Source organism: Acidisoma sp. PAMC 29798 (assembly GCF_030252425.1).
Classification (GTDB): Bacteria; Pseudomonadota; Alphaproteobacteria; order Acetobacterales; family Acetobacteraceae; genus Acidisoma; species Acidisoma cladoniae.
In genome coordinates this window covers 3,660,036-3,682,212 of sequence record NZ_CP126994.1, presented here as the reverse complement: position 1 = coordinate 3,682,212, position 22,177 = coordinate 3,660,036, and the positions used below count along the sequence as shown (strand labels likewise).

Below are 22,177 nucleotides of genomic sequence, written 5' to 3'. Positions count from 1 at the left end.
CCGCGACGGTTGCGGTTCTGGTCAATTCGCACTCATCGCGTATGCTGGCATCTCGCCTGAAAAGGAGCTTCATGGACATGGTCGCGCGTATTATCACCGTTGATCCATTCGATATCGTCGTGTTCGGCGGCTCGGGAGATTTGTCACGGCGGAAGTTGCTGCCGGCGCTGTATCAGCGGGACCGGAGCGGCCAGCTTCCGGCAGAGGCACGGGTGATCGGCTCCTCCCGCCGGCACCTCTCCGATGAAGAGTTTCAGACAATGGCGCGCGACGCCATCGAGAGTTTCGTGCCCAAGGCGGATCAGGACCCCGCCGTCATCGATCGCTTCATCGCCCGCGTCGGCTATGTGTCGATGGATGCCACCGGCACCGATGGCTGGCCGGACTTGGCGAAGAAGCTGAGCGACGCGCCCGAGCGTATCCGGGTGTTCTATCTGGCCACCGCACCCGATATCTTCGGTCCCATTTGTGAGCAGATCAGCGCCCATGGGCTGGTCACGCCCGCCAGCCGGGTGGTGATCGAAAAGCCGGTCGGCAAGGATCTGGAATCCGCCCAGGACCTCAACAACGCCATCGGCAAGATCTTCCCCGAGACCAGCATCTACCGGATCGACCACTATCTCGGGAAGGAGACGGTGCAGAACCTGATGGCGCTGCGCTTCGCCAATTCCCTGTTTGAGCCGCTGTGGAATTCCAAATACATCGACCACGTGCAGATCACGGTGGCCGAGGATCTGGGTCTTGAGACCCGCGCTGGATATTACGACACGGCCGGCGCCATGCGGGACATGATGCAGAACCACATTCTGCAGCTTCTTTGCCTCACAGCGATGGAGACGCCGACCTCGCTCGACGCGGATACCGTGCGCGACGAAAAGCTGAAGGTGCTGCAATCCCTCAAGCCGATGACGCCGATGCAGGTCGCCAACCTCACGGTGCGCGGACAGTATACGGCCGGCGCCTCCACCCTGGGGCCGGTGCGCGGCTACCTGGAGGAGCTCGAGCGGCCCGGCAGCATGACCGAGACCTTCGTCGCGGTGAAGGCTGAGGTCAGCAACTGGCGTTGGGCCGGCGTGCCCTTCTACCTGCGCACCGGCAAGCGCCTGCCGAGCCGGGTGTCGGAGATTGTGGTGCAGTTCCGCGCCATTCCGCATTCGGTGTTCGAGGAAGCGGCGGGCCCGTTGCAGGCCAATCGCCTGGTGGTGCGTGTGCAGCCGGATGAGGGCGTGCGGCTGTGGCTGATGATCAAGGATCCGGGACCGGGCGGCATGCGCCTGCAGTACGTTCCGCTGGACATGAGCTTCGCCAAGGCCTTCTCGGTCCGCAACCCGGACGCCTATGAGCGGCTGATCATGGATGTGGTGCGCGGCAATCAGACGCTGTTCATGCGCCGGGATGAAGTCGAGGCGGCTTGGAGTTGGGTCGATCATATCCTCGACGCCTGGGCGGCGAGCAACGAGCCGCCGAAGCCGTATCGCGCCGGCACCTGGGGCCCGTCTTCGGCGATCGCGCTGATGGAGCGTGACGGCCGTACCTGGCACGAGGAGTAGCGTCCGAGACGGGGGCGACTGGTTAAATTGGGTCGTCCCCACCGAGAAGATCGAGGTACCGGCGGTAGCGATAGACGCGCCCGCGTGCCCGCCCGGTGATTTCCTCGACGATGCCGAGCCGGTTGAGTTCCGCGAAGGCGGCATTGACCGTGGGCAGGCTGAGGCCGCTTTCGGCGCGGGCTTTCGCGGCGGTCAGGAAGGGGTGGCGCTGCAACTGCTCATGCAGGCGCAGCGCTGAACCGGCACGTTCCCCGCTTGCGGCGATCCTGTCGCGATCCTCGCGGAACAGGGACACGATGCGATTGGTGGTATCGAAGGCGGCATAGGCGACCTTCGTCACGCCTTCCAGGAAGAAGGCGAGCCATTCCTCCCAGGCGCCATCCTCCCGCACCGCTTGCAGCAAGCGGTAGTAGGTTTCGCGATGGGTTTTCAGGAACAGGCTGAGGTAGAGCAAAGGTTTTCGCTGCACGCCTTTCATGCAGAGGAACAGGGTCACCAATAATCGGCCGAGGCGTCCATTGCCGTCGAGAAAGGGATGGATGCTTTCGAACTGGACATGGATCAGACCGGCCGCGATCAGGGGCGGAAGATCGGACGTGTTATCATGGATGAAGCGTTCCAGCGCATCCAGGCACGGCATGAGATGCGTGACCGGCGGCGGCACATAGAGGGCGTTGCCGGGCCGTGTGCCGCCCACCCAGTTCTGAGAGGATCGGAACTCGCCCGCCTGCTTATCCGCGCCGCGCCCGCGTTGCAGAAGGCGGGCATGCATCTCCCGGATCAGTCGCAAGGATAGCGGCAGGGTCTCCATCCGCTCAAGCCCATGCATCATCGCATCGACATAGTTGGAAACCTCGCGCAGATCGTCGATCGGCGCGCCGGCGCTCGCCTCGGTCTCGAAACGGAGCAGGTCGGACAGGGTCGACTGCGTGCCCTCGATCTGGGAGGAGAGCACAGCTTCCTTCCGCACATACATATAGAGGAACAGGGTTTGGTCGGGCACGAGGACCGTGATGCCGTCGAGCCTGCCAAGGGCGCGATCGGCCGCGCTCAGGGCTGTCAGCAGGCCGTCGAGCCGGATCGGTGGGATAGGCGGCAGCGGTGGCGGGACGAAAGCGCGAATCCGCTCGCCTGCGACCGTGCTTTCGACAAACGCACCGCGTCGGGTCGGCGCTTCAGCTAAAGCCGCTTTACCTGCCATAAGGCTTAATAAAGCAAATAGGCCTTTTCTTTAGCAAGCTTTATGGTGGACGACGCTGCGCTCATCCACCCTACGAGGCGCGGTGTAGGGCGGATGAGCGCAGCGTTATCCGTCTAAGATCCTTAGGACTTCGCCATCGCGAGCTTCAGGTTGTCGTCGAGCTTGGCGAGGAAGCCCTCGGTCGTCAGGAAGGGCTGATCACGTGAAATCAGGCTCGCGAGATCCTTCGTCATGAAGCCGGCCTCCACCGTCTCGACGCAGACCCTCTCCAGCGTCTCGGCGAAGGTGGTGACGTCGGGCGTATTGTCGAAGCGACCGCGATAGATCAGGCCGCGGGTCCAGGCGAAGATGCTCGCGATCGGGTTGGTGCTGGTCGGCCGGCCCTTCTGATGCTCGCGGTAATGGCGCGTCACGGTGCCATGCGCCGCCTCGGACTCGATCACCGTGCCATCCGGGTTGAGCAACACGCTGGTCATCAGGCCAAGCGAGCCGAAGCCTTGCGCCACGATGTCGCTCTGCACATCGCCATCATAGTTCTTGCAGGCCCAGACATAGCCGCCGTTCCACTTGAGGGCCGCCGCGACCATGTCGTCGATCAGGCGGTGTTCGTAGGTGATGCCCAGGGCGTCGAACTCTGTCTTGAACTCGGCGTCGAAGATGGACTGGAAGGTGTCCTTGAACATGCCGTCATAGGCTTTGAGGATGGTGTTCTTGGTCGAGAGATAGACCGGATACTTGCGCGCGATGCCGTAGTTGAAGCTGGCGCGGGCGAAACCTTCGATCGAGGCGAGGGTATTGTGCATGCCCATGGTCACGCCGGGACCCTTAAAGTCGTGCACGTCGAGTTCCATCGGCGCGCTGCCATCGGCGGGCACATATTTCAGCGTCACGCGGCCGGGGCCGGGGATCTTGGTCTCGGTCGCGCGGTAGATGTCGCCGTAGGCATGGCGACCGATGACGATCGGCTGGTTCCAATGCGGCACCAGGCGCGGCACGTTGCTGCAGATGATCGGCTCACGGAAAATGGTGCCGTCGAGGATATTGCGGATGGTCCCGTTCGGGCTGCGCCACATCTTCTTGAGGCCGAATTCCGTGACCCGCGCCTCATCGGGCGTGATCGTCGCGCATTTGATGCCGACACCATACTGCTTGGTGGCATTGGCCGCATCGATCGTCACCTGATCGTCGGTTTGATCGCGATACTCGATCCCGAGGTCGTAGTATTTCAGGTCGATTTCGAGATAAGGGAGGATGAGCTTCTCCTTGATGAAGCCCCAGATGATGCGGGTCATCTCATCGCCGTCCATTTCGACGACGGGGGTCTTCACTAGGATCTTGGCCATGTCTGTCCTCATTGAAACTGCGTTTATGGGCGCAAACTCGCACCAAGGCCCCGCCCCGGCAACCCCGCGCGCCCCCATTGCTGTGACGGGCGGGAGGGTTCAGGCTAGCCGGCAAGGCGCGCGGCCCGGTGGAGACGCCCGGAAAAGACGCGCCGAGAGCAAAGCAGGGAGTGCGGGCGCATGAGCAAAAATCGGGGCGTCATCTATCTGGGGCCGCAGCATGTCGAGGTTCAGGACATTCCGGACCCCAAGCTGGAAGCGCCGGATGGCCGCCGGATCGAGCACGCGGCGATTCTCAAGATCGTCGCCACCAATATCTGCGGTTCCGATCAGCATATGGTGCGCGGCCGGACCACGGCGCCCGCCGGTATGGTGCTGGGGCATGAGATTACTGGCGAAGTACTGGAAATCGGGCGCGATGTGGAAATGGTCGCCAAGGGCGACCTCGTCTCCGTGCCGTTCAATGTCGCCTGCGGGCGGTGCCGCACCTGTCGCCATGGCGATACCGGCGTCTGCCTGACGGTCAATCCCGGTCGCGCCGGCGGCGCTTATGGCTATGTCGATATGGGTGGCTGGATCGGCGGCCAGGCGGGCTATGTCATGGTGCCCTATGCCGACTTCAACTTGATGAAGTTCCCGGACAAAGACCGCGCCATGGCCAAGATCCGGGACGTCACGATGCTGACGGACATCTTCCCCACCGGCTTCCACGGCGCGGTGACGGCCAAGGTCGGCGTCGGGTCGACCGTCTATGTGGCCGGTGCGGGTCCCGTGGGTCTTGCGGCCGCCGCCTCGTCACGCCTGCTCGGCGCCGCCGTCACCATGATCGGCGACTTCAATCCGCAACGCCTGGCCCATGCCAAGGCGATGGGATTCGAGCCGATCGACCTGTCCCAGCATGATCGGCTGGGTGAGATGATCGCCGAGATCGTCGGCGTGCCAGAGGTCGATTCGGCGATCGACGCGGTGGGGTTCGAGGCGCGCGGCCATGCCGGCGGGGAGCAGCCGGCCGTGGTGCTCAATCAGATGATGGAGATCACGCGCGCGGCCGGGGACATCGGTATTCCCGGGCTTTACGTGACCGCCGATCCCGGCGCCGTGGACGAAGCCGCGAAGCAAGGCAGCCTGTCGCTGAGGTTCGGCCAGGGCTGGGCGAAATCCCACACCCTGCATACCGGCCAGACACCGGTGCTGAAATACAACCGCATGCTGATGCAAGCGATTCTGTTCGATCGCTGCAACATCGCCGAGGTGGTCAATGCCCAGGTGATTTCGCTGGAGGATGCGCCGAAGGCCTATGCCGATTTCGACCGAGGGGCGGCGAGCAAATACGTCATCGATCCGCATGGCATGATCGCGTCCTGATCCGCATGGTGGATAACGCTACACTCATCCACCCTAGGATGACGGTGTAGGGCGGATGAGCGAAGCGTTATCCGCCGCGCAGACAATTCGAATCGATCCCGCACAGAGATGCAATTGCGAATGAGTTGCATTAACTAAACTAGCCAGCTATAGGATCCCATACTCCGCCTCGTTGGGACCTCGCCTGATGTATGTGTGCGTTTGCAATGCCTTGACCGATCGCCACATCGCGGCGGCCAGCCTCGCGGGGGCGACACGCCCGAGCGAAGTGTACCGGGCTTGCGGACGGCAGCCACAATGTGGAATGTGCACCAAGGCCGTTCGTTGCATTCTCGAAAAAATGTGCGGCGCGATGGCTAGCGCGACCCCACAGCAGATGGATTCTTCCAATGTTACGCGATGCGAAAGTTATCGAGCATCTGAACACGCATCTCACCAACGAATTGACGGCGATCAACCAGTACTTTCTGCATGCGCGCACGCTGCGCCATTGGGGCGTGACGAAGCTCGGGCAGCATGAGTACAAAGAGTCGATCGAGGAGATGCATCACGCCGATTGGCTGATCGAGCGCATTCTGTTTCTCGACGGACTTCCGAACGTGCAGCGTCTCAATCAGATCCAGGTCGGCGAAACGGTTGAGGAAATCCTGAGCGCAGATCTCGCAATCGAGCAAAAAGCCTTGGGCGATCTGCGTGCGGGCATCGCCCATTGCGAGGTGGTGGGTGACTATGTGTCGCGTGACCTGCTGCGCCGCATCCTGGCGGACGAAGAGCATCACATCGATTTTCTCGATCGTCAGTTCGACCTGATCAAGCTGATCGGTATCGAGAAATACATCCAGCTCAACGCTGCGGCGGCCCCCGACCAGGAATAGGCGCCGACGCCGTCACCCCTGACCGGGGGTGAAGGCGTCGAAGACCATGATCGTGTAAGTGTCTTTGATGCCAGGCACCTTGTGCAGCACGTTGTTGACGAACAGGCCGGGATCCTCGCCCTCCGACAGGCGAAATTGCACCAGTAGATCGTAATGTCCCGAGGTCGAATAGATCTGGGACGCGTTTTCGAAATCATCCGCCAGGATCGCCGCCACCGCATAGGCTTGGCCGAGCACGCATTTGATCTGAACGAAGATGGATCGCATCCGAGGTCTCCCGCCTATGACAGCGGCATGATCGCCGCCGCGACGGGCGGGGTCAACGCGATGCCTTCTGGGAGATCAATCCGCCGCAAATGATCAGGCCGACCCCGGCCATCGCCAGGGCGGCGGGCGGATGGTCGAACAGGATGAGGTCGATCAGCACCGCCCAGATCATGCCGCCATATTGCCAGGGCGCGAGCTGCGACACCTGGCCCATGCGCACGGCGGCGTTGATCGTCACCAAGCCGATGGTTTGCGCGGCGGTTGCCGCCACGATCAGCAGCACGGCCTGGATCGGCACCGGCCGCCAGACGAAGGGCAGGATGCCGCCCAGAAGCACAATCCCGGCAATGGCGGCCTGGGCGATGGCATCCATGGCGGTGCTGGTGTCCCGGATGCGGCGGATCACGATTTGATACACGGCATAGAGGCAGGCGGAGGCGATGGCGGCCCCAACGCCGATCCAATGTCCGGCACTGGCATCCGACACGCTGCCGCTCGGCCGCACGATGATCAGCATGCCGGCAAACCCGAGCAGCACAGCGAACCAGCGGCGCGCGGGAACCTGTTCGCGCAGCACCAGACCGCCGAGCACCGTCAGCACCAGCGGGCTGGTGAAGCTGAAGGCCGTGGCGCTGGTGACGGGAAGATAGCCGTAGCCGATGATGGCGAGGCAACTGGAGACTGCAACGCCTGCGCCCGCCGCGCGTTGGGTCCAGGCCTTCGGTGGCGCGATCAATCGCATCAGCATGATGCGATCCGGGCGCGACAGCGCGATCAGCAGCAGCGTCGCGAGTACGATCATCGACCGCATGGCGAAAAGCTGGATGGCGCCGAAGTGCCGATCGACGATCAGGATCTTCGTGAGCGCGTAGCCCAGCGAATAGAGCAGCGATGACAGCAGAACGAGGCTGATTGCAAGGCGCGGCCCAGGGCGCATCAGGGCGCGCAGACGTGGGATCAGCATCCACCTACTCCGTCATGCTCTGCGAAGGCAGAGCATCCACGCCTTCCTTGCGGGCCGAAGGCAAGGCGTGGATGGCATGCCTTCGCATGCCATGACGAGAGACTCGGACGGTGGATCAACCAACTCCATCCAACCCTAAGCCGCGGCTGCGCTTTCCGCGGTCTGCACGGCCGGCGGAAGTGTCACCCGCACCTTCAGGATATGGCGCGGGTCGGAATCGAGCACCAGGAACTCGAGACCGGAACTCGGATGGCGAATGATCTCGTGCTGCGCTGGAACATGGCCCGCGAGGGTGAAGACCAAGCCGCCCACGGTATCGATGGAGGACGCGCGCTCATCCGCCGTCAGGACTGGCCCAAGCCGCTCCTCGAACTCCTCGATCGACAACCGCGCCGCGATGTCGAGCGTGCCATCCGGCCGTTCGGTGATCAAAGGGCCCTCGACCTCGTCATGCTCGTCGGCGATATCGCCGACGATGGTTTCCACCAGATCCTCGATGGTGATGAGGCCATCGACGCCGCCATATTCATCGATCACCAGGGCCAGATGCACCCGCGCCTGACGCATCTGGACGAGAAGGTCGAGCACGGGCGCTTGCGGCGCCACCATCAGCGGTCGGCGCAGCATCTTCTCCAGCGAGAATTCCTCAGGCCGCCCGATATAGGCGAAGACGTCCTTGATATGGACCATGCCGAGGATGTCATCGAGTTGGTCGCGGTAGATCGGCAGCCGGGAATGCTGCTCCTCCCGCAGGCGATGCAGCGTCTCATCCAGCGTCAGATCGACGCGCAGCGCCACGATGTCGGCGCGCGGGATCATCACGTCATTGGCCATCGTGCCCCGCAGATGCAGGATATTGGCGATCAGCGCACGCTCCTGCCGATCGAGTTCGGGCACCTCGCCGGGCGTCTGCGGCGTGGAGGCGGCTTCCTCGACCAGTTCGGCGATGGATTGTCGCAAAGTCTGCTCGGTTCCGCGCCGCCCCAAAACATGCAGGATGCGCGAAAACAGTGACGGTTCGGAGTGGCTCATCGTCCCTTCCAGGGGTTGGGAACGCCAAGTCGGCTCAGGATACGCGTCTCGCCCATTTCCATCCGGCGGGCGTCGCCAGGCCGGTCATGAGTTTCGCCGTCGAGATGCAGCACGCCATGGACCAGCAAATGGGCGAGGTGGTGCGGCAGCGGCTTGCCTTCGGCCGCCGCTTCCCGCCGCATGACGCCGAGCGCCAGCACGATCTCTCCGCCTGCTCCGCTGAGGGCAGGCTCGAAGGTCAGGACATTGGTCGGCTTATTGCGACCGCGATGGCGGGCATTGAGGGCGCGCACCGTACGGTCATCCGACAGAATGACCGCATCGACCTGAACGTCGGGCACGGTCTGCTGCGCGGCACGGATGGAGCGGGAAACCCATTCCTCCAGCCGCGGCACATGCCGTCGCCAGCCCCTGTCCTCGATAATGATGGTCGGGGGGCTGGCGAAGTCGGGACTACTTGGAGGTTCCACTGTCACTCTCGCGGGACCGATGATGACGTCGTGCATCGCGCACGACATCCTGTTCGGCCGTTGCTCGCTGGTCGTAGGCTTCGACGATGCGGCCGACCAAGGGGTGGCGCACCACATCCTGGCGACTAAAGCGGGTCACGCCGATGCCCTGCACGCCCTCGACCGTCGCCAGAGCATCGGCAAGGCCAGAGGTCACGCCATTCGGCAGATCGATCTGGCTGAGGTCGCCGGTGATCACCATGCGCGTGCCCTCGCCCATGCGGGTCAGAAACATCTTCATCTGCATCGGGGTCGTGTTCTGGGCTTCGTCGAGAATGGCGAAGGCATGGGACAAGGTGCGGCCGCGCATGAAGGCGAGCGGCGCCACTTCGATCTCCCCTGCGGCCATACGGCGTATCACCTGATCTCCTGGCATCATGTCGTTCAGCGCGTCATAGAGCGGACGGAGGTAGGGGTCGACCTTCTCTTTCATGTCGCCGGGCAGGAAGCCGAGCCTCTCCCCTGCTTCCACTGCAGGGCGGGAGAGGATGATGCGATCGACCTGGCCGGTTTGCAGCATGGCCACGGCCTGCGCGACGGCGAGATAGGTCTTGCCGGTGCCGGCGGGGCCGATGCCGAAGACCATCTCATGGCGCGCTAGCATTTCCATATAGCCGGTCTGGCCGGGGCTGCGCGGCTGGATAGCGCCGCGCCGCGTGCGAATGGCGGGCAGGTCCGACAGCGGCAGCCGCGGCTCGGCGCCACGGGCATTGAGCTTGAGGGCGGCGTCGATGTCGCTGCTGGAGAGCTGGTGGCCACGTTCGAGGCGGCTGTAGAGGCCGTTGAGCGTAACCTGCGCTGTTTCGACCTGGGTCGCATCACCGGTGATGGCGATACGGTTGCCGCGGCAGGCGAGCCGTACGCCCAGTGCTTGCTCGACGCGTATCAGATGCCGATCGTGATCCCCAAGAAGCTGCGATAACAAGGCGTTGTTCCCGAACTGCAAGGTCACCGCTCGACCTTGGCCCGCATTGGACTGGGTGAGGGTGTTCGACCGATCAGCCGAGATTTGGGTCAAGCGCGGGCTCGCTCCTGTTTAAAAGCCGGGAAGTTGAGGGTGGCTGTTAAGGAATTGGTTAGGAGCTGCCGGACTTTCACCGGCACGACCTGCCCCACCAGCGATTCCGGGCCATCCATGTGAACGGCCTGGAGATAGGGTGAACGACCCGCGATCTGGCCGGGGCGACGACCCGGCCCGGTCACGAGCACATCGAACTCCAGCCCGACGGACCGGGCGTTGAAGTCATCCTGCTGGTCGCGCAGCAAGGCTAGAAGGGCCACAAGCCGCGCGTCCTTCTCGGCCTCGGGCACGGCACCGGGCGCGCCGGCGGCGGGCGTGCCCGGCCGCGCCGAATATTTGAAGCTGAAGGCCTGGGCGAAGCCGATGTCGCGGATCAGGCGCATCGTGGCGTCGAAATCTGCCGTCGTTTCACCGGGGTGGCCCACGATGAAGTCGGATGACAGGGCGAGGTCGGGCCGCGCGGTGCGCAGCCGGTCGATCAGGCGGCGGTAGTCGTCCGCCGTATGACGCCGGTTCATTGCCGTCAGCATCCGGTCGGAGCCGGACTGCACCGGCAGATGCAGGAAGGGCATCAAGGCCGGCACTTCAGCATGGGCGGCGATCAGATCGTCCGCCATGTCGCGGGGGTGGGAGGTCATGTAGCGGATGCGCAACAGGTTCGGAATTTCGGCAAGCGCGCGGACCAATCGGCCGAGGCCCCAGACGGCGCCATCCATGCCCGCCCCGTGATAGGCGTTCACATTCTGGCCGAGCAGGGTGATTTCCCGTGCCCCGCGCCGCACCAGGCCGCGCGCTTCGGCGAGGACGGAGGCAGCGGGGCGGCTGGCCTCGGCCCCGCGCGTATAGGGCACGACGCAGAAGGAACAGAATTTGTCGCAGCCTTCCTGCACCGTCAGGAAGGCGGTCACGGCCTGGTCCTGATCGGCGGGGGCGGCGGGCAGGAAGTCGAACTTCTGCTCGACCGGGAAATCGGTTTCGATCACCGGGCCGGCGGCGCGATGGGCGCGCGCTACCATTTCGGGCAGGCGGTGATAGGTCTGCGGCCCCAGAACGATGTCCACATACGGGGCGCGAGCAGTGATCTCCGCGCCTTCGGCCTGGGCGACGCAGCCCGCGACGGCGAGGATGGTGGTTTTGCCGGCAGCGGCACGCTCATCCTTGATGACGCGGAGGCGGCCGAGTTCCGAGAAGACCTTGTCCGTCGCACGTTCGCGAATATGGCAGGTATTGAGGATGACCATGTCGGCATCGGCCGCGCTGGTCGCAGCCGTATAGCCAAGAGGCGCCAGGACATCGGCCATGCGGCCGCTGTCATAGACATTCATCTGGCAGCCCCAGGTGATGACATGAAGCCGGCGGAGCGTCGTGGTGGCCTTCGGGGCAGCGGGATGAAGCGACAAGGGTGGGGCGTCAGCAAGGCTCATAGCGTAAAAGGTCCTGTCCAGCCGCCGAGGTCTGCTCGGGGCATCGGACCAATCGCGTTCCGCTCTTTTTGGGTCAAGTGCAAGGCCGACTATCGACTCCTGAAACCGAAACGGAGTGTCGCAGACGCGGGGGGTAGCGTGTCAAGCATCTCATGATGACAAGATGGGTCCCGTGCGCGTCATCTTGTGGCGAATCCCTTAGCGCGGCGTAAACTGCTTCCCAATGGTCCATATCATCAAGATGGCGGTCGGCATCCGCGACGTCGAGCACTTGCGGGAGGCGCAGCGTCAAAGGATGGAGGTCGAGCCGCCCTTGCGCCATCGCACGCGGCACGCCCCCAAGCGCGCCGAGGAGATCATCGAAGGCGGATCGATCTATTGGGTGGTTGGCGGAATGATCCAGTGCCGGCAGCGTGTCCTCGATATCGTTTCTGACACGCGGATGGATGGGTCGGCATGCGTCGCCCTCATGCTCGACGAGGCCTTGGTGATGGTGGATCCCCGGCCCATGCGGGCCTTTCAGGGCTGGCGCTATCTGGCTGAGAGCGACGCCCCGGCGGATCTTTCGCGGGTGCCCGGCACCCAGGCTGACCTTCCTCCGGCGCTGCGCCTAGCCCTTCGGGAACTCTGCCTGCTTTAGCGCGTGAAATGCGAGCACAACTGTCTTTCAAATTCGCTTGAGTTGTTTAGAATTTGAATGCCTTATGGGCCACCACGGAGTCTCTCCACGGTCGAGCCAACCAGATCGCCTGTCACACACTTTCAACAGGAATGTTATTGATGCGTATCCTTCGCCCTACGTTTGCCCTCGTTCTGGGACTAGCCTTGGCTCCCGCGGTCGCCTTGGCCCAGAATAGCTCAGTTCCGCCGAACAACCCCAGCGCGTCGATCACGGCGCCCTCCGGCACGACTGCCGGCACCGGCGCCAACGCTTCCCGCCCCGTGGGCGGCCCGGGCCTCACCGAGGCGCCGCATGTGAAGACCCATAAGCGGGCCCACAAGCACATGTATGGCAAGCATTACAACGTGATGAAGCACTCCAAGGGCACGCGCTAACTCGCTCTTCCCAAAAAGGCCCCGGATGTTCCGGGGCCTTTTTTTTGACCATCGCCTACGCGCGCCGGCTGCCCAGTCGCGCCAACGGAAACTTGAACAAGAAGATCCTGCGACGGGGGTCAAGTGACCGCGATGAAGCCCCATCTGACCGGTGCCGCGGGTAACGCGGTCCATCCATACGACAGGGATTTAGTCATGCGGCATCTGCGCAGCCTTCTCATCGCCTCCGCCTTCCTCCTCGCACCGCCTGCGATGGGCGTCAGCCTTGCGCAGAACGGCGCCTCCGGCTCCGACGTTCCGCCGGCGACACAAAGCTCTGCGGTCGCGGGTGCGGTCAGCAACGGAACCCTCGGCACCACGACCGGTAATAGCAACTCCCCCACCAGCGGCACGGCCGGTGGCGGCATGTCTTCCGGCAATGGCATGAAGGCGGGCGGCACGGCGCGTAAGGCGATGATTCACCACCGCCATCACTATCGGGCCAAGCATAAGATGATGATGACGCCGACCAGTGGTGCGATGGCACCCGGTGCCGCCGCAGGCGCAGGTGCCGGCATGGGCAAGAGCAGCGGCTCCGCCAGCGGCAACTAAGTCTCGCTTACGAGGAAGGGTGCCGGCCTCGGTCGGCACCCTTTTTCATGTACGGTCGCCGTCAGTAATTGAACTGGTAGGTGACGCCGACGCCGTTGCTATCGCTGCCGACCTGCGTGTTCAACTTCAGCCCCTTGGCGATATCGATTTGGACCTGGGCGGCGGTGCCCCCACCGGTGGTGCCTTGCGCAGCGCCCACATAGATGCCCGGCGCGACATAGCGCCCGGCCTGAAGCGTCGGCGCGCTCTGGCTTTTCGTCGAGGCGGTGCTGCCGGTGGCGCCCGTGTTATTGCCGATGGAAAGCTGGTCCAGCCCCAATCCCTGCCGGACGCTGCCGATCAGCCCGCTGACGCCGCCGCCCGTATTGACGCCCGCCAGCGACGCCAGGGACGCGGCGATCGACGCGATCTGAAAGGGTCCGAGCTGTGACGTGCTGGAGTGAAATAGGATGTAGGACAGCACCTCGTCCTGCGGCAGCGTCGGGCTGGAACTCAAAACGATCTTGGGCGCACTCGCGTAACCGGTGACGGCAAGCGTCGCGGTCACGTTATTGGAGACGCTGGTCGCCTCAAAATCGATCGTCGGGTCGGAGATCGATCCGCCGTCGAAGCCCGCTTCGCCCTTGGTGAAGGTCAGCGTATTCGTCACCAGGGCGAAGGTGCCCCGGATCATGTCGAAATGGCCTTGCGGCTGCAGATTGGCGAGCGTCCCGCCGATATGCAGCTGGCCGCCCAGTTCCGCGTTGAGGCCGTGCCCGCGCACAAAGATGGCACGGGGCGCGACGACCGTGAGGTCGAGGGCGATCGGTAGCGACGGTGCGGGCGCCACTTCGGGCTTTTCTCCGCGACGATGGATCTTCAGCACCACGACGCTCGGCGGCAAACCATCGGGGATATTGATATCAGCCCGCAGAACATGGAGCGTGCCGCGCGCGGCGATGCCGCTGCCGACTGAGCCGGTGACGCGGATGTCGGTGTCCAACCGCGCCGTCAGCAGATCGCTTTCGATCGGTTCGGCATTACGACCCGTCACAGTAATATTCAGCGGAATACCCGGCGCCGTGATGCCGATGGTGCCGGTGGCGGCCAGCGTGCCCTGCCCGGCGCGGGCGGTGAAGCTTTCGATGATGAGTTGCTCGCCCTCGGCGCGAATGCGCGCGTTGATGGCGGACAGCCGCATGCCCTGCGTGAAGTCCTGGAAATCGCCGCCGTCGAGCGCGACGTTGCCACTGACGCGCGGCGTGGTGGCGGTGCCGGAGACGGCGAGGTTGAGCGTCAGAATGCCCGTCGCCCGCCGGCCCGCCGCTTCCAGGATCGGATCGACCAGGGCGACATCCAGCCGACCGAGAGCCTGGAGGTTGAGCGGACCGCTGGAAGATATCGGCGCCGTGCCGGTAACCGTGACATGGCTCGCGCTTCCAGCGTCCAACCGCAGATCGACGGTCGCTATGCGCCCGCTCAATCTGGCTCGGGCGTCGATGCTTGCCGGCGGCAGGGAGGCAGCGGCGCCCGTGGTGGCCCGTAAGCCGGCGCCGTGCAGCGTGATGGTGCCGATCGGGGCCGCAGTGGTTCCGGTCAGCTGCGCCTCCGCATCGATTCGGCCGGCAGCGTGCAGCGTCGGCATGAAGGGCTGGACGAGGGCCGGCGTGACGTTGGCCACGGCCACATGCAGGTTCAGCCGGGGGCTGACTTCACCCGCCGCATCGATGGTCGCCGTGCCAAGTGCCAGACGCAGCCGATCGACGCCCATCGTCGGGCCGAAGGCGATCCGCGCCGGGGCGAGCAGGCGCAGTGTTTCGCCCCTCCATGCGGCTTGGAGGGAGGCGAGCGCGACACGCTTGGCCTTGGTGTCGAGGGTCGCGCGCAGCTGCGCATTGGCGGGCGCGCCCTGGAGACTGGGCAGTTGCGCATCGAGCGTCAGCGCCAGGGCGTCCAGCGTGCCGCGTGCCGTCACGGTCGCGCCGCCCTGAATGCCGGCGGCGGCGATGCCGCGCAGGGCGATATGCGCGTCGATGGCCGGTGCGCTTGTCGGGTTGCGAACATCGCCGGCGAGGTCAATGGCCGCGAGGCGATTGGCGCCGAAGGCGAGGTTGCGGCCTTGTAGCGTGACATGCGCGGCCTGGTTCGGCGGCGCTTTGAGGTCGAGCGCCAGATTGCCCGACAGCGGCTGGCCGATGAGGAAGCGGAAATCACCAAGCTGCTTGATGGCGATGGCGACGGTGCCGGTGGGCAAGGTCGCCCCGGCGGCCAAGGCGACCTTGCCCTGGCCGCTCAGGCTTTTCCACGACAGCCGGTCGATGGTCGCCGTGATGGCGCCATCGGCGGCGCGCGCGACTTCGACCGCGATATCGGCCGGCGAGCCGGCGGGCTTGCCGGTCAGCAAGATCTTCGCCTGAGGCGCCGTGGGCAGGCCGGTGGCATCGACATGCAGGGCGATGGGGCCGCTGAGTTCCGCGACGGCCTTGCCGCCCTTGGTTGCACCGACGGTGCCGGTGACATCGGTGGCGAGCGCGAAGGTCTTGGGCAGACCGGCGGCATGGCCGGTCATGGCGATAGCGCCCGTCACTTGCGGCGCGACGTCGGCGAGGCGCTTGAGCGCAAGGGTCCAATCCGCTGCAAATCGCTGCGTCGCGGTCTCGCGGAGGCCCTTGGCGGTCAGGTCGATATCTGCGCCATGCAAGGTCAAGCTGTTGAGGGTGACGTTCGTATTCGTCGCCCGCACGTCCATCGTCAGGCGCGCCTGACCGCCGGTCAGGGCCATGGCCTGCGCCTGAGCCTGGGTGAGGTGAACGTCGGCGGTCAGTTGCGCCGAGGTCGCCGAGCCATCGGCCGGACGGGCGACATGGGCGGTGATATGGGCGCTGCCCTGCACGCTCTGCTGGCCCATCGCGGCGAGGGGCTCCAGGTTCGGTAGATCGAGCACAATGTCGGCGGCCGTATCGGGCTTGGTCTTGGCATCCACGGTCAGGCTCAGCAGCGGGTGGCGGACGGTCAGGTGGATCGGCCGATCGGGCGCGTTCAGGGTGGCAGCGGCGGTGATGGCGATCGGCGTGTCGCCCAGCAGCGTCGGCGGCAGGCCGGGCGCGGCGAGGCCCGCGAGGCTCGCCGTGAGGGAGACGGCGCCGAGATCGCCCTGGAGATCGGCGGTGAGTGCGCGGAGCGTCACGCCCTGTGCGGCAAGACCGTCGAGCAAGACATGGCCGGTGGCGGTCGGTTTGGTGAAAGGGCCGCTGGTCTTCAGCGCCACATCCACCGTCTGCCAACTGATGCCGGGCGCCGGTTTCATGGCCGGGGCATGGGCGTCGATGGTGAGATCGGCGGCTTCACCCGGCAGGTCGATGATGCCCCGAGCGCCGGCCCTCAACGCGCCGGCGGTGATCGCCAGATTCGCCGCCGCGTGATTTTGTGGACCCTTGAGGTCGAGCGCGAGATGCAGGGCACCGAGATCGGGCAGGGCCGCGACGCGGGAGATCATGCCATGGGCAGGTTCATCCATCTGTACTTTTGCCGAGAGGTCGTTCCCCGCCAGGGCGGCGTCGGCGGTGTAGGTGCCGGTGCCGTCGAGATCATGCAGCGCGAGATGCGCCTGGCCCTGGTCGCGCCCGGTGACCTCCGCCGAACCGGTCAAGCCCACGGCGACATCGGTGGTGTGGGTGACGGCCTTGGCGATGGCGATGCGATCGACGGCGAGATGCCGGAGCGAGACCGTGACAGGCAGCGGCGGAATGGAGACGGTGATTGGACCCGACGATACCGGTTCGGGTGTCGGCGTGGGCGAGGGCGGTGGCAACCGGACCATCGCGAAGCTCGCGGCATGAAGATCGTCAATGACGACGTGGCGATGCAGCAGCGGCGCCAGCGATAGCCGCAGGTCGATATCGGTCAGTGTCGCCCAGGCGCCGTCATGGTCGAGCAGGTCGACCCGCGCGATATGCAGGTCGGTCGGCACGCGCCCCGACAGACCCTCAATCCGGAACGCGCCGCCGCTGTATTTGTTCGCGAGCGCCACGATTTCCCGCTGGCCGACGGGCAGGTTGAGCGCGGCGATGACCCCGCCGATGAGCACCAGCACGAGCAGGATCAGCACGCCGAGGACGATGCCCAGCCATTTCGCGAGTCGTCCAACGATGCGCATCAGAAGGCTTGCCCGATGCCGATATAGATCTCCGCTGAACCGCTATTGGCGTTCTTTTCCAGCGGCACCGCCACATCGATGCGGATGGGGCCAATCGCCGTGTAGTAGCGGATGCCGGCGCCGACGCCGACGCTCAGCGGCCCCGAAAAGGGTGCGGAGGTCGCGGAGACTTGGCCCGCATCGACGAAGACGGCGGCGCCGAAGCTTTTGCCGAAGCGCTGGCGGAACTCGACCGTGCCGGAATCGATGGCGGTGCCGCCGACGGGATTGCCGTCCGCGAAGGCCGGGCCGACGGACTGGTATTTATAGCCCCGGATGGTGCCGCTGCCGCCGCCATAGAAGCGCTGGTCGGGCGGGAGTTCAAAGGTCGTCGCACCCTGAACCGATCCCACCAGGGCGCGCAGGGCGAGGACGCTTCGGCCGGGACGCCCGAGATCGACATAGGTCGAGCCCGAGAGCTGCAGGATGGTGAAGGTGGCGCTGGGCGCGAGAAAGGATTCGGTCGGCGTGACGGTGGCCGCCGCGCGAATGCCATGGGTCGGGTCGAACAGCGAATTCGTGCTGTCGTATTTCAACCCAAAGGGAAATTGGATGAGGTCGTAATCGCGCGTGATGCCTTCTTGCTGGATCTGCTCGACGGTGCCGAGGACACCGATATTGGCGCTCCAATGCGGGCTGAGCTTGCGCGTGAGTGTGGAGCCCGCTTGCACCGCCGTCTGGTTATAGGCTTCGAGGTCCTGCTTCAGGCCGGTGACGTTGAAGCTGAGGCTCTGATCGCGCCGCAGGAAGGCGGGCAAGGTATAGGTGGCGCCGACGTTGTAGCCGAGGCCGTTCGTGGCGGAGCCGCCCAAGCCCGAGGCAGTGGCACTGAGGAGGAGAATCTCGCCATTGCCGAACAGATTGTGATGCGTCCAGCTCGCGCCCAGGCTGCCGCCGGTATCGGTCGCAAAGCCGGCGCTGAGACTGACCGTACGCGGTGGACCTTCGGTGACCACGAAAGTGACGGGCAATCGGCCGTCCGGCCCAAGGGAAGCGCCCGGCACGACCCGGACGGAGGAGAATAGTCCGAGCGCCGCCAGATCCTCCCGCGCGCTCTCGATCGTGTTCGGATCGAACCGCTGCCCGGATTTGAGCGATAGCTCCCGCCGGACGAAGCCTTCGTGGACGTTTTTCAGGCCGGCGATGGTGACGGTGCCAATATCGACGCGTGGCCCGGCCGTGACGGTATAGGTGATGTCGAGGCTGTGGTCGGCCGGTGTCTCGAAGGCGTGGGGTCCGCTGACCTTGGAGAAGGCATAGCCTTCATCGAGGAGCGCGCTTTGCAGCCGCTGACCGGCGGCGACGATATCCGCCGCGCGCGCAGGGTCGCCGGGCATCAGGCCGAAGGTGGCGCGGGCGGCCGCCGGCACAGCACCCTCGATCTTGACGGTGCGGAGATGAAACAAGGGTCCGCGCACCAGCGTCACCACCACCGGAATGGGCGTGGCGCCGCTATAGGCCCCGATGATCTGGGGCAGGGTGGGATCATCGACCGTCTTGCCGTCGATCGTGATGGCGACATGGCCATCATAATAGCCAGCACTGTCGAGGACGCTTTGCAGGCGGCCCTGATCGGCGCGCGCACGCAGCACAAGGGCAAAGGGGCCCACGGGCGACTTGGTGCGAAGGGCGACGAGGGTCGAGGTTTGGCTGGCCAGTTTGTCGATGGCCGCATCGCCGGATTTGGGGAAGGTGACCGCATAGGGCTGCGGATCGGACGCGCGGCTTGGCGAGGCCAGGATCAGGGTGATGATCGCCGCCGCTGCGCAGAGGCCTTCCGGGCGTATTCGGGAAAAGCGCGTCCTCGTCCGCTCCGGCTCGGCGTTCTTGATCATCCTGCGGTCTTAACCTCCGGCATGCGCCACGGTCGATGGTCCGTTGCGTCTTGCGCAAAAGATGACGCGGCGGCGGCGGTCAAGGTTTCGTGACGAAATGTTTCCGGACACAAAAAAGGGCCGGTTTCCCGGCCCTTTTCATCACGTTAGCGGAGGCTTCAGGCGGCTTGCGCCGTCACCTCCGCCTCGTTGGCGATGGTTTTGGGCGCATCCTGCGCGGTCCCGATCGCGATGCGACGGGGCTTCAGAGCCTCGGGCACGATCCGCTTGAGGCCGACATGAAGCAGGCCGTTGCTGAGATCGGCACCCTCGACCACGATGTGATCGGCGAGGGCGAACCGGCGCTCGAAGGCGCGGCCGGCGATGCCGCGATACAGCGTCGCGACCTTTTCGCCGCTGGCCTGGCGGATGCGGCCGGAGACGATGAGCGTATTGTCGCTCACGGTGACATCCAGGTCCTCAGGCCCGAAGCCGGCCACCGCGACGCTGACTCGGTAGGAATCGTCGCCGGTCTTTTCGATGTTGTAGGGCGGGAAGGTTGTGGAAGCCGCTTCCTGCAGGCCATCCACCACCTTGGCGAGGCGGTCAAAGCCGACGGCGGTACGGAAAAGGGGTGTAAAGTCGCGAGTCATGAAAAAACCTCCTGAAAGAGCAAGGTCGATGTCCATGGCCGCCCGAATGGGCCGGCCGATGTAAGCGTCAGGACCCGCAATGGCATCCCGACCCACTAGACATAGAAAGGGCCGCACCTCGTTCAAGGAGCGGCCCCACTTTCCCGTGACATCAGGAAGGAGAATTACTCCTTGCGGATGCCGATGCCGGCGAACTTCTTGTTGAACTTCGCGATCTGGCCGCCGGTGTCCATGATGCGCTGCTGGCCGGTCCAGGCCGGGTGCGACTTCGGGTCGATGTCGAGCCGCAGAGTGTCGCCGGCCTTACCCATGCAGGAGCGCGTTTTGAACGCGGTCCCGTCGGTCATGATGATGTTGATCTCGTGGTAGTCGGGATGGATGTTGGACTTCATGATTTCCGTTCCTGTGGCCCTCCCGATGCGACCGGGAGGGCGGAGCGGGCCCTATAGATCGCTGCACGGCCTGATGCAACCGTCGCTTACGGGGATGCGGGTTTGCGGCGCTTCGGCGCGCCCGGCATGTCCGTGCGGAACAAGGTATCGGCAATTTTCTGCTGATCGGCCGGCATGGTGTTGTAGAGCGCGGCGAACGCGGCCGAGCTTTTCTTCAACCCATCCAAGCGCGCCTGCTCCAGGGCAATGAAGCTGTCCATATTCTGCAACGCCGTCTGGGTGCCGAGCTGTTCGCGGCGCTGACGATAGCCTTGGCCCATGGTGACCGAAGTGTCGCGCATCGTGCTCGCGAAGGTGCTCCACAGGGGTTCCTCGGCCGGCGTGATCGCAAGCTCATCATGCAGGGACGCCAGATAGGCGGTCATGCCGCCGCTGCCGCGTGCGTGGTGCTTGCCCTCGGACTTCGCGGGTTTGGTGTCGGGCGCGGCCACTTCCGCCGGTGTGGTGCTGCTGACGGCGGGCGGCACGGCGGGCGTCGCCGCCGGCGGCACGGTGGTGGCAGCGGGAGCCGGGGTGGCGGGCGTGGTGGTTTGCGCTATGGCGGGACCGGCGAGACCGATCGCCAAAGCGAGGGCAAGGGAAGACGGTTGGAACAGCTTCATCTGAAACATCCTCGATGATACGGGCTCAGCGCCGAGCCCGTGATACATTGCAGAATCGAAATTAAAAGTCACGCCCTACTCGTGCAGACTGGCGCGGCCGTAAGGCTTTGGCAGGTCCGGCTCGATGCCCAGGCGCTTGGCGGCTCGCAAGGGCCAGGCCGGGTCCGCGAGCACCGCGCGCGCCAAAAGCACGATATCGGCGCGGCCGTTGCCGATGATCTCGGCGGCATGGCTCGCCTGCTCGATCATTCCCACCGCACCGGTCGCGATTCCCGCCTCGCGGCGTAGCAGGTCCGCAAAAGGAACCTGATAGCCGGGGTGCAGGCTGGGGATTTTCTGATCGGCCGAGATGCCGCCGGCCGAGCAATCGATCAGATCGACATCGCCGCGCGCCTTCAACATGCGGGCCAGCGTCAGGATATCGCCCTCGGGCGTCAGGCCGCCCGGCATGAAGTCCGAGCAGGAGAGGCGGACGAAGAGCGGCAGATCCTCGGGCCAAACGGCGCGGACGCTGTCGAGCACTTCCATCAGGAACCGCGCGCGGCCGGCGATGTCCCCGCCATAGCCGTCATTGCGAGTATTGGAGATGGGCGAGAGGAAGGAATGGATGAGGTAGCCGTGGGCGCCATGAATTTCGGCGATCTTGAAGCCGGCGGCCAAAGCCCGCCGCGCCGTCTCCGCGAAGTCTTGCACGAGAGCGGCAATCTCCTCGGTGGTCAGGGCCTGCGGCGTCGGGTCCTTCTTGGGATAGCCGATGGCACTGGGCGCGACGGCGCGCCAGCCGCCCTGGTCGAGCGGGATGTAGGAATCGCCCTCCCACGGGGAGGTCGAGCTTGCCTTGCGTCCGGCATGGGCGATCTGGATGCCCGGCACGGCGCCGCCGCGCGTAATGATGGCCGCGAGGCGTGCAAAGGCTGCTTGCTGCGTATCATTATAGAGACCGAGGTCGCCCGGCGTGATGCGTCCGACCGGATTGACCGAACTCGCTTCGGTAAAGACGATGCCGGCACCGCCCATGGCCCGCGCCCCGAGATGCTGAACATGCCAATCATCCGGAATCCCATCGGTCGCGACATATTGGCACATGGGGGCGACGGCGATCCGGTTGCGGGCGGTGACGGATCGGAAGGCAATCGGCTGGAACAAAAGCGGCGTATGGGCCATCGCGTGTCCTCATCGGCTGTGCGGCTGCGCCCGCCATATAGGGCGGGACTGCGCGCGGACTACTCCATGTCACTGCATCAGGTCCGCATGGCGGCGGCCTCTGTGCGGACCTTGTCACGG

The 22,177-nt window shown here is 64.9% G+C and carries 20 protein-coding genes and 1 pseudogene; 7 read left to right on the top strand and 14 right to left on the bottom strand.

Features of this window, described 5'->3' with window-relative positions; translation table 11 throughout:
• Positions 1–77 precede the first annotated feature (77 nt).
• Positions 78–1,550 carry a glucose-6-phosphate dehydrogenase gene (zwf, locus tag QP803_RS17720; RefSeq protein WP_284944799.1) on the top strand — a complete coding sequence of 491 codons (1,473 nt, stop codon included), beginning with the start codon at positions 78–80 and terminating at the stop codon, positions 1,548–1,550.
• A 22-nt stretch (positions 1,551–1,572) separates the two neighbouring features.
• Here zwf and QP803_RS17715 read toward each other — a convergent pair whose 3' ends face one another.
• Both QP803_RS17715 and QP803_RS17710 read right to left on the bottom strand, forming a co-directional pair.
• Complete coding sequence (locus tag QP803_RS17715) at positions 1,573–2,751, bottom strand: Fic family protein (RefSeq protein ID WP_284944798.1); 1,179 nt, start codon at positions 2,749–2,751, stop codon at positions 1,573–1,575.
• A 122-nt stretch (positions 2,752–2,873) separates the two neighbouring features.
• Positions 2,874–4,094 carry an NADP-dependent isocitrate dehydrogenase gene (locus tag QP803_RS17710; RefSeq protein WP_284944797.1) on the bottom strand — a complete coding sequence of 407 codons (1,221 nt, stop codon included), beginning with the start codon at positions 4,092–4,094 and terminating at the stop codon, positions 2,874–2,876.
• Between the two features lie 180 nt (positions 4,095–4,274).
• Between QP803_RS17710 and fdhA the strand changes: the two genes are divergently transcribed.
• The 3 genes and pseudogenes from fdhA to bfr all read left to right on the top strand — a co-directional run bounded on the left by fdhA (position 4,275) and on the right by bfr (position 6,334).
• Positions 4,275–5,459, top strand: coding sequence for a formaldehyde dehydrogenase, glutathione-independent (gene fdhA, locus QP803_RS17705; RefSeq protein WP_284944796.1), 1,185 nt, complete (start codon positions 4,275–4,277; stop codon positions 5,457–5,459).
• Between the two features lie 187 nt (positions 5,460–5,646).
• Positions 5,647–5,784, top strand: a pseudogene (locus QP803_RS17700) ((2Fe-2S)-binding protein); the annotation flags it as partial.
• Between the two features lie 64 nt (positions 5,785–5,848).
• The gene (gene bfr, locus QP803_RS17695) at positions 5,849–6,334 is read left to right on the top strand and encodes a bacterioferritin (protein WP_284944795.1); all 486 of its coding nucleotides are present in this window, start codon (positions 5,849–5,851) and stop codon (positions 6,332–6,334) included.
• Between the two features lie 12 nt (positions 6,335–6,346).
• Here the strand turns inward: bfr and QP803_RS17690 are convergent, their stop codons facing one another.
• From QP803_RS17690 to miaB, 6 genes are all read right to left on the bottom strand, one after another.
• Positions 6,347–6,601, bottom strand: coding sequence for an Lrp/AsnC ligand binding domain-containing protein (locus QP803_RS17690; protein WP_284944794.1), 255 nt, complete (start codon positions 6,599–6,601; stop codon positions 6,347–6,349).
• Between the two features lie 52 nt (positions 6,602–6,653).
• Positions 6,654–7,565: a DMT family transporter gene (locus tag QP803_RS17685; RefSeq protein ID WP_284944793.1), complete on the bottom strand. Its 912-nt coding sequence runs from the start codon at positions 7,563–7,565 to the stop codon at positions 6,654–6,656.
• A 135-nt stretch (positions 7,566–7,700) separates the two neighbouring features.
• On the bottom strand, positions 7,701–8,597 hold the full coding sequence (locus tag QP803_RS17680) for a hemolysin family protein (RefSeq protein ID WP_284944792.1): 897 nt from the start codon (positions 8,595–8,597) through the stop codon (positions 7,701–7,703).
• Positions 8,594–9,103 carry an rRNA maturation RNase YbeY gene (gene ybeY, locus QP803_RS17675; protein WP_434082864.1) on the bottom strand — a complete coding sequence of 170 codons (510 nt, stop codon included), beginning with the start codon at positions 9,101–9,103 and terminating at the stop codon, positions 8,594–8,596. Before ybeY ends, QP803_RS17680 begins: the two co-directional genes overlap by 4 nt.
• Entirely contained in the window at positions 9,051–10,115 is a 1,065-nt protein-coding gene (locus QP803_RS17670; RefSeq protein WP_284947948.1) for a PhoH family protein, read from the bottom strand. The genes ybeY and QP803_RS17670 overlap by 53 nt, the downstream gene beginning before the upstream one ends.
• A gap of 5 nt (positions 10,116–10,120) precedes the next feature.
• On the bottom strand, positions 10,121–11,551 hold the full coding sequence (gene miaB / locus QP803_RS17665) for a tRNA (N6-isopentenyl adenosine(37)-C2)-methylthiotransferase MiaB (RefSeq protein WP_284944790.1): 1,431 nt from the start codon (positions 11,549–11,551) through the stop codon (positions 10,121–10,123).
• A gap of 223 nt (positions 11,552–11,774) precedes the next feature.
• On the opposite strand from miaB, the gene QP803_RS17660 reads away from it, so the two are divergent.
• The 3 genes from QP803_RS17660 to QP803_RS17650 all read left to right on the top strand — a co-directional run bounded on the left by QP803_RS17660 (position 11,775) and on the right by QP803_RS17650 (position 13,198).
• Positions 11,775–12,191 (top strand): DUF1489 family protein, encoded by a 417-nt coding sequence (locus QP803_RS17660; protein WP_284944789.1) that lies wholly within the window; start codon positions 11,775–11,777, stop codon positions 12,189–12,191.
• Positions 12,192–12,331: 140 nt separating this feature from the next.
• Positions 12,332–12,607: a hypothetical protein gene (locus QP803_RS17655; protein WP_284944788.1), complete on the top strand. Its 276-nt coding sequence runs from the start codon at positions 12,332–12,334 to the stop codon at positions 12,605–12,607.
• A 195-nt stretch (positions 12,608–12,802) separates the two neighbouring features.
• Positions 12,803–13,198 (top strand): hypothetical protein, encoded by a 396-nt coding sequence (locus tag QP803_RS17650; protein WP_284944787.1) that lies wholly within the window; start codon positions 12,803–12,805, stop codon positions 13,196–13,198.
• A 61-nt stretch (positions 13,199–13,259) separates the two neighbouring features.
• On the opposite strand, the gene QP803_RS17645 is transcribed toward QP803_RS17650, so the two are convergent.
• The 6 genes from QP803_RS17645 to QP803_RS17620 all read right to left on the bottom strand — a co-directional run bounded on the left by QP803_RS17645 (position 13,260) and on the right by QP803_RS17620 (position 22,057).
• Positions 13,260–17,333, bottom strand: coding sequence for a translocation/assembly module TamB domain-containing protein (locus tag QP803_RS17645; RefSeq protein WP_284944786.1), 4,074 nt, complete (start codon positions 17,331–17,333; stop codon positions 13,260–13,262).
• Complete coding sequence (locus QP803_RS17640; protein WP_284944785.1) at positions 17,333–19,207, bottom strand: autotransporter assembly complex protein TamA; 1,875 nt, start codon at positions 19,205–19,207, stop codon at positions 17,333–17,335. The genes QP803_RS17645 and QP803_RS17640 overlap by 1 nt, the downstream gene beginning before the upstream one ends.
• 158 nt (positions 19,208–19,365) lie before the next feature.
• Entirely contained in the window at positions 19,366–19,839 is a 474-nt protein-coding gene (locus QP803_RS17635; protein WP_284944784.1) for an Hsp20 family protein, read from the bottom strand.
• A 164-nt stretch (positions 19,840–20,003) separates the two neighbouring features.
• Positions 20,004–20,231, bottom strand: a complete 228-nt coding sequence (rpmE, locus tag QP803_RS17630; protein WP_284944783.1) for a 50S ribosomal protein L31 — start codon at positions 20,229–20,231, stop codon at positions 20,004–20,006.
• A gap of 86 nt (positions 20,232–20,317) precedes the next feature.
• Positions 20,318–20,893, bottom strand: coding sequence for a Spy/CpxP family protein refolding chaperone (locus QP803_RS17625; protein ID WP_284944782.1), 576 nt, complete (start codon positions 20,891–20,893; stop codon positions 20,318–20,320).
• A 75-nt stretch (positions 20,894–20,968) separates the two neighbouring features.
• Positions 20,969–22,057 (bottom strand): NADH:flavin oxidoreductase/NADH oxidase, encoded by a 1,089-nt coding sequence (locus QP803_RS17620; protein WP_284944781.1) that lies wholly within the window; start codon positions 22,055–22,057, stop codon positions 20,969–20,971.
• Positions 22,058–22,177 lie beyond the last annotated feature (120 nt).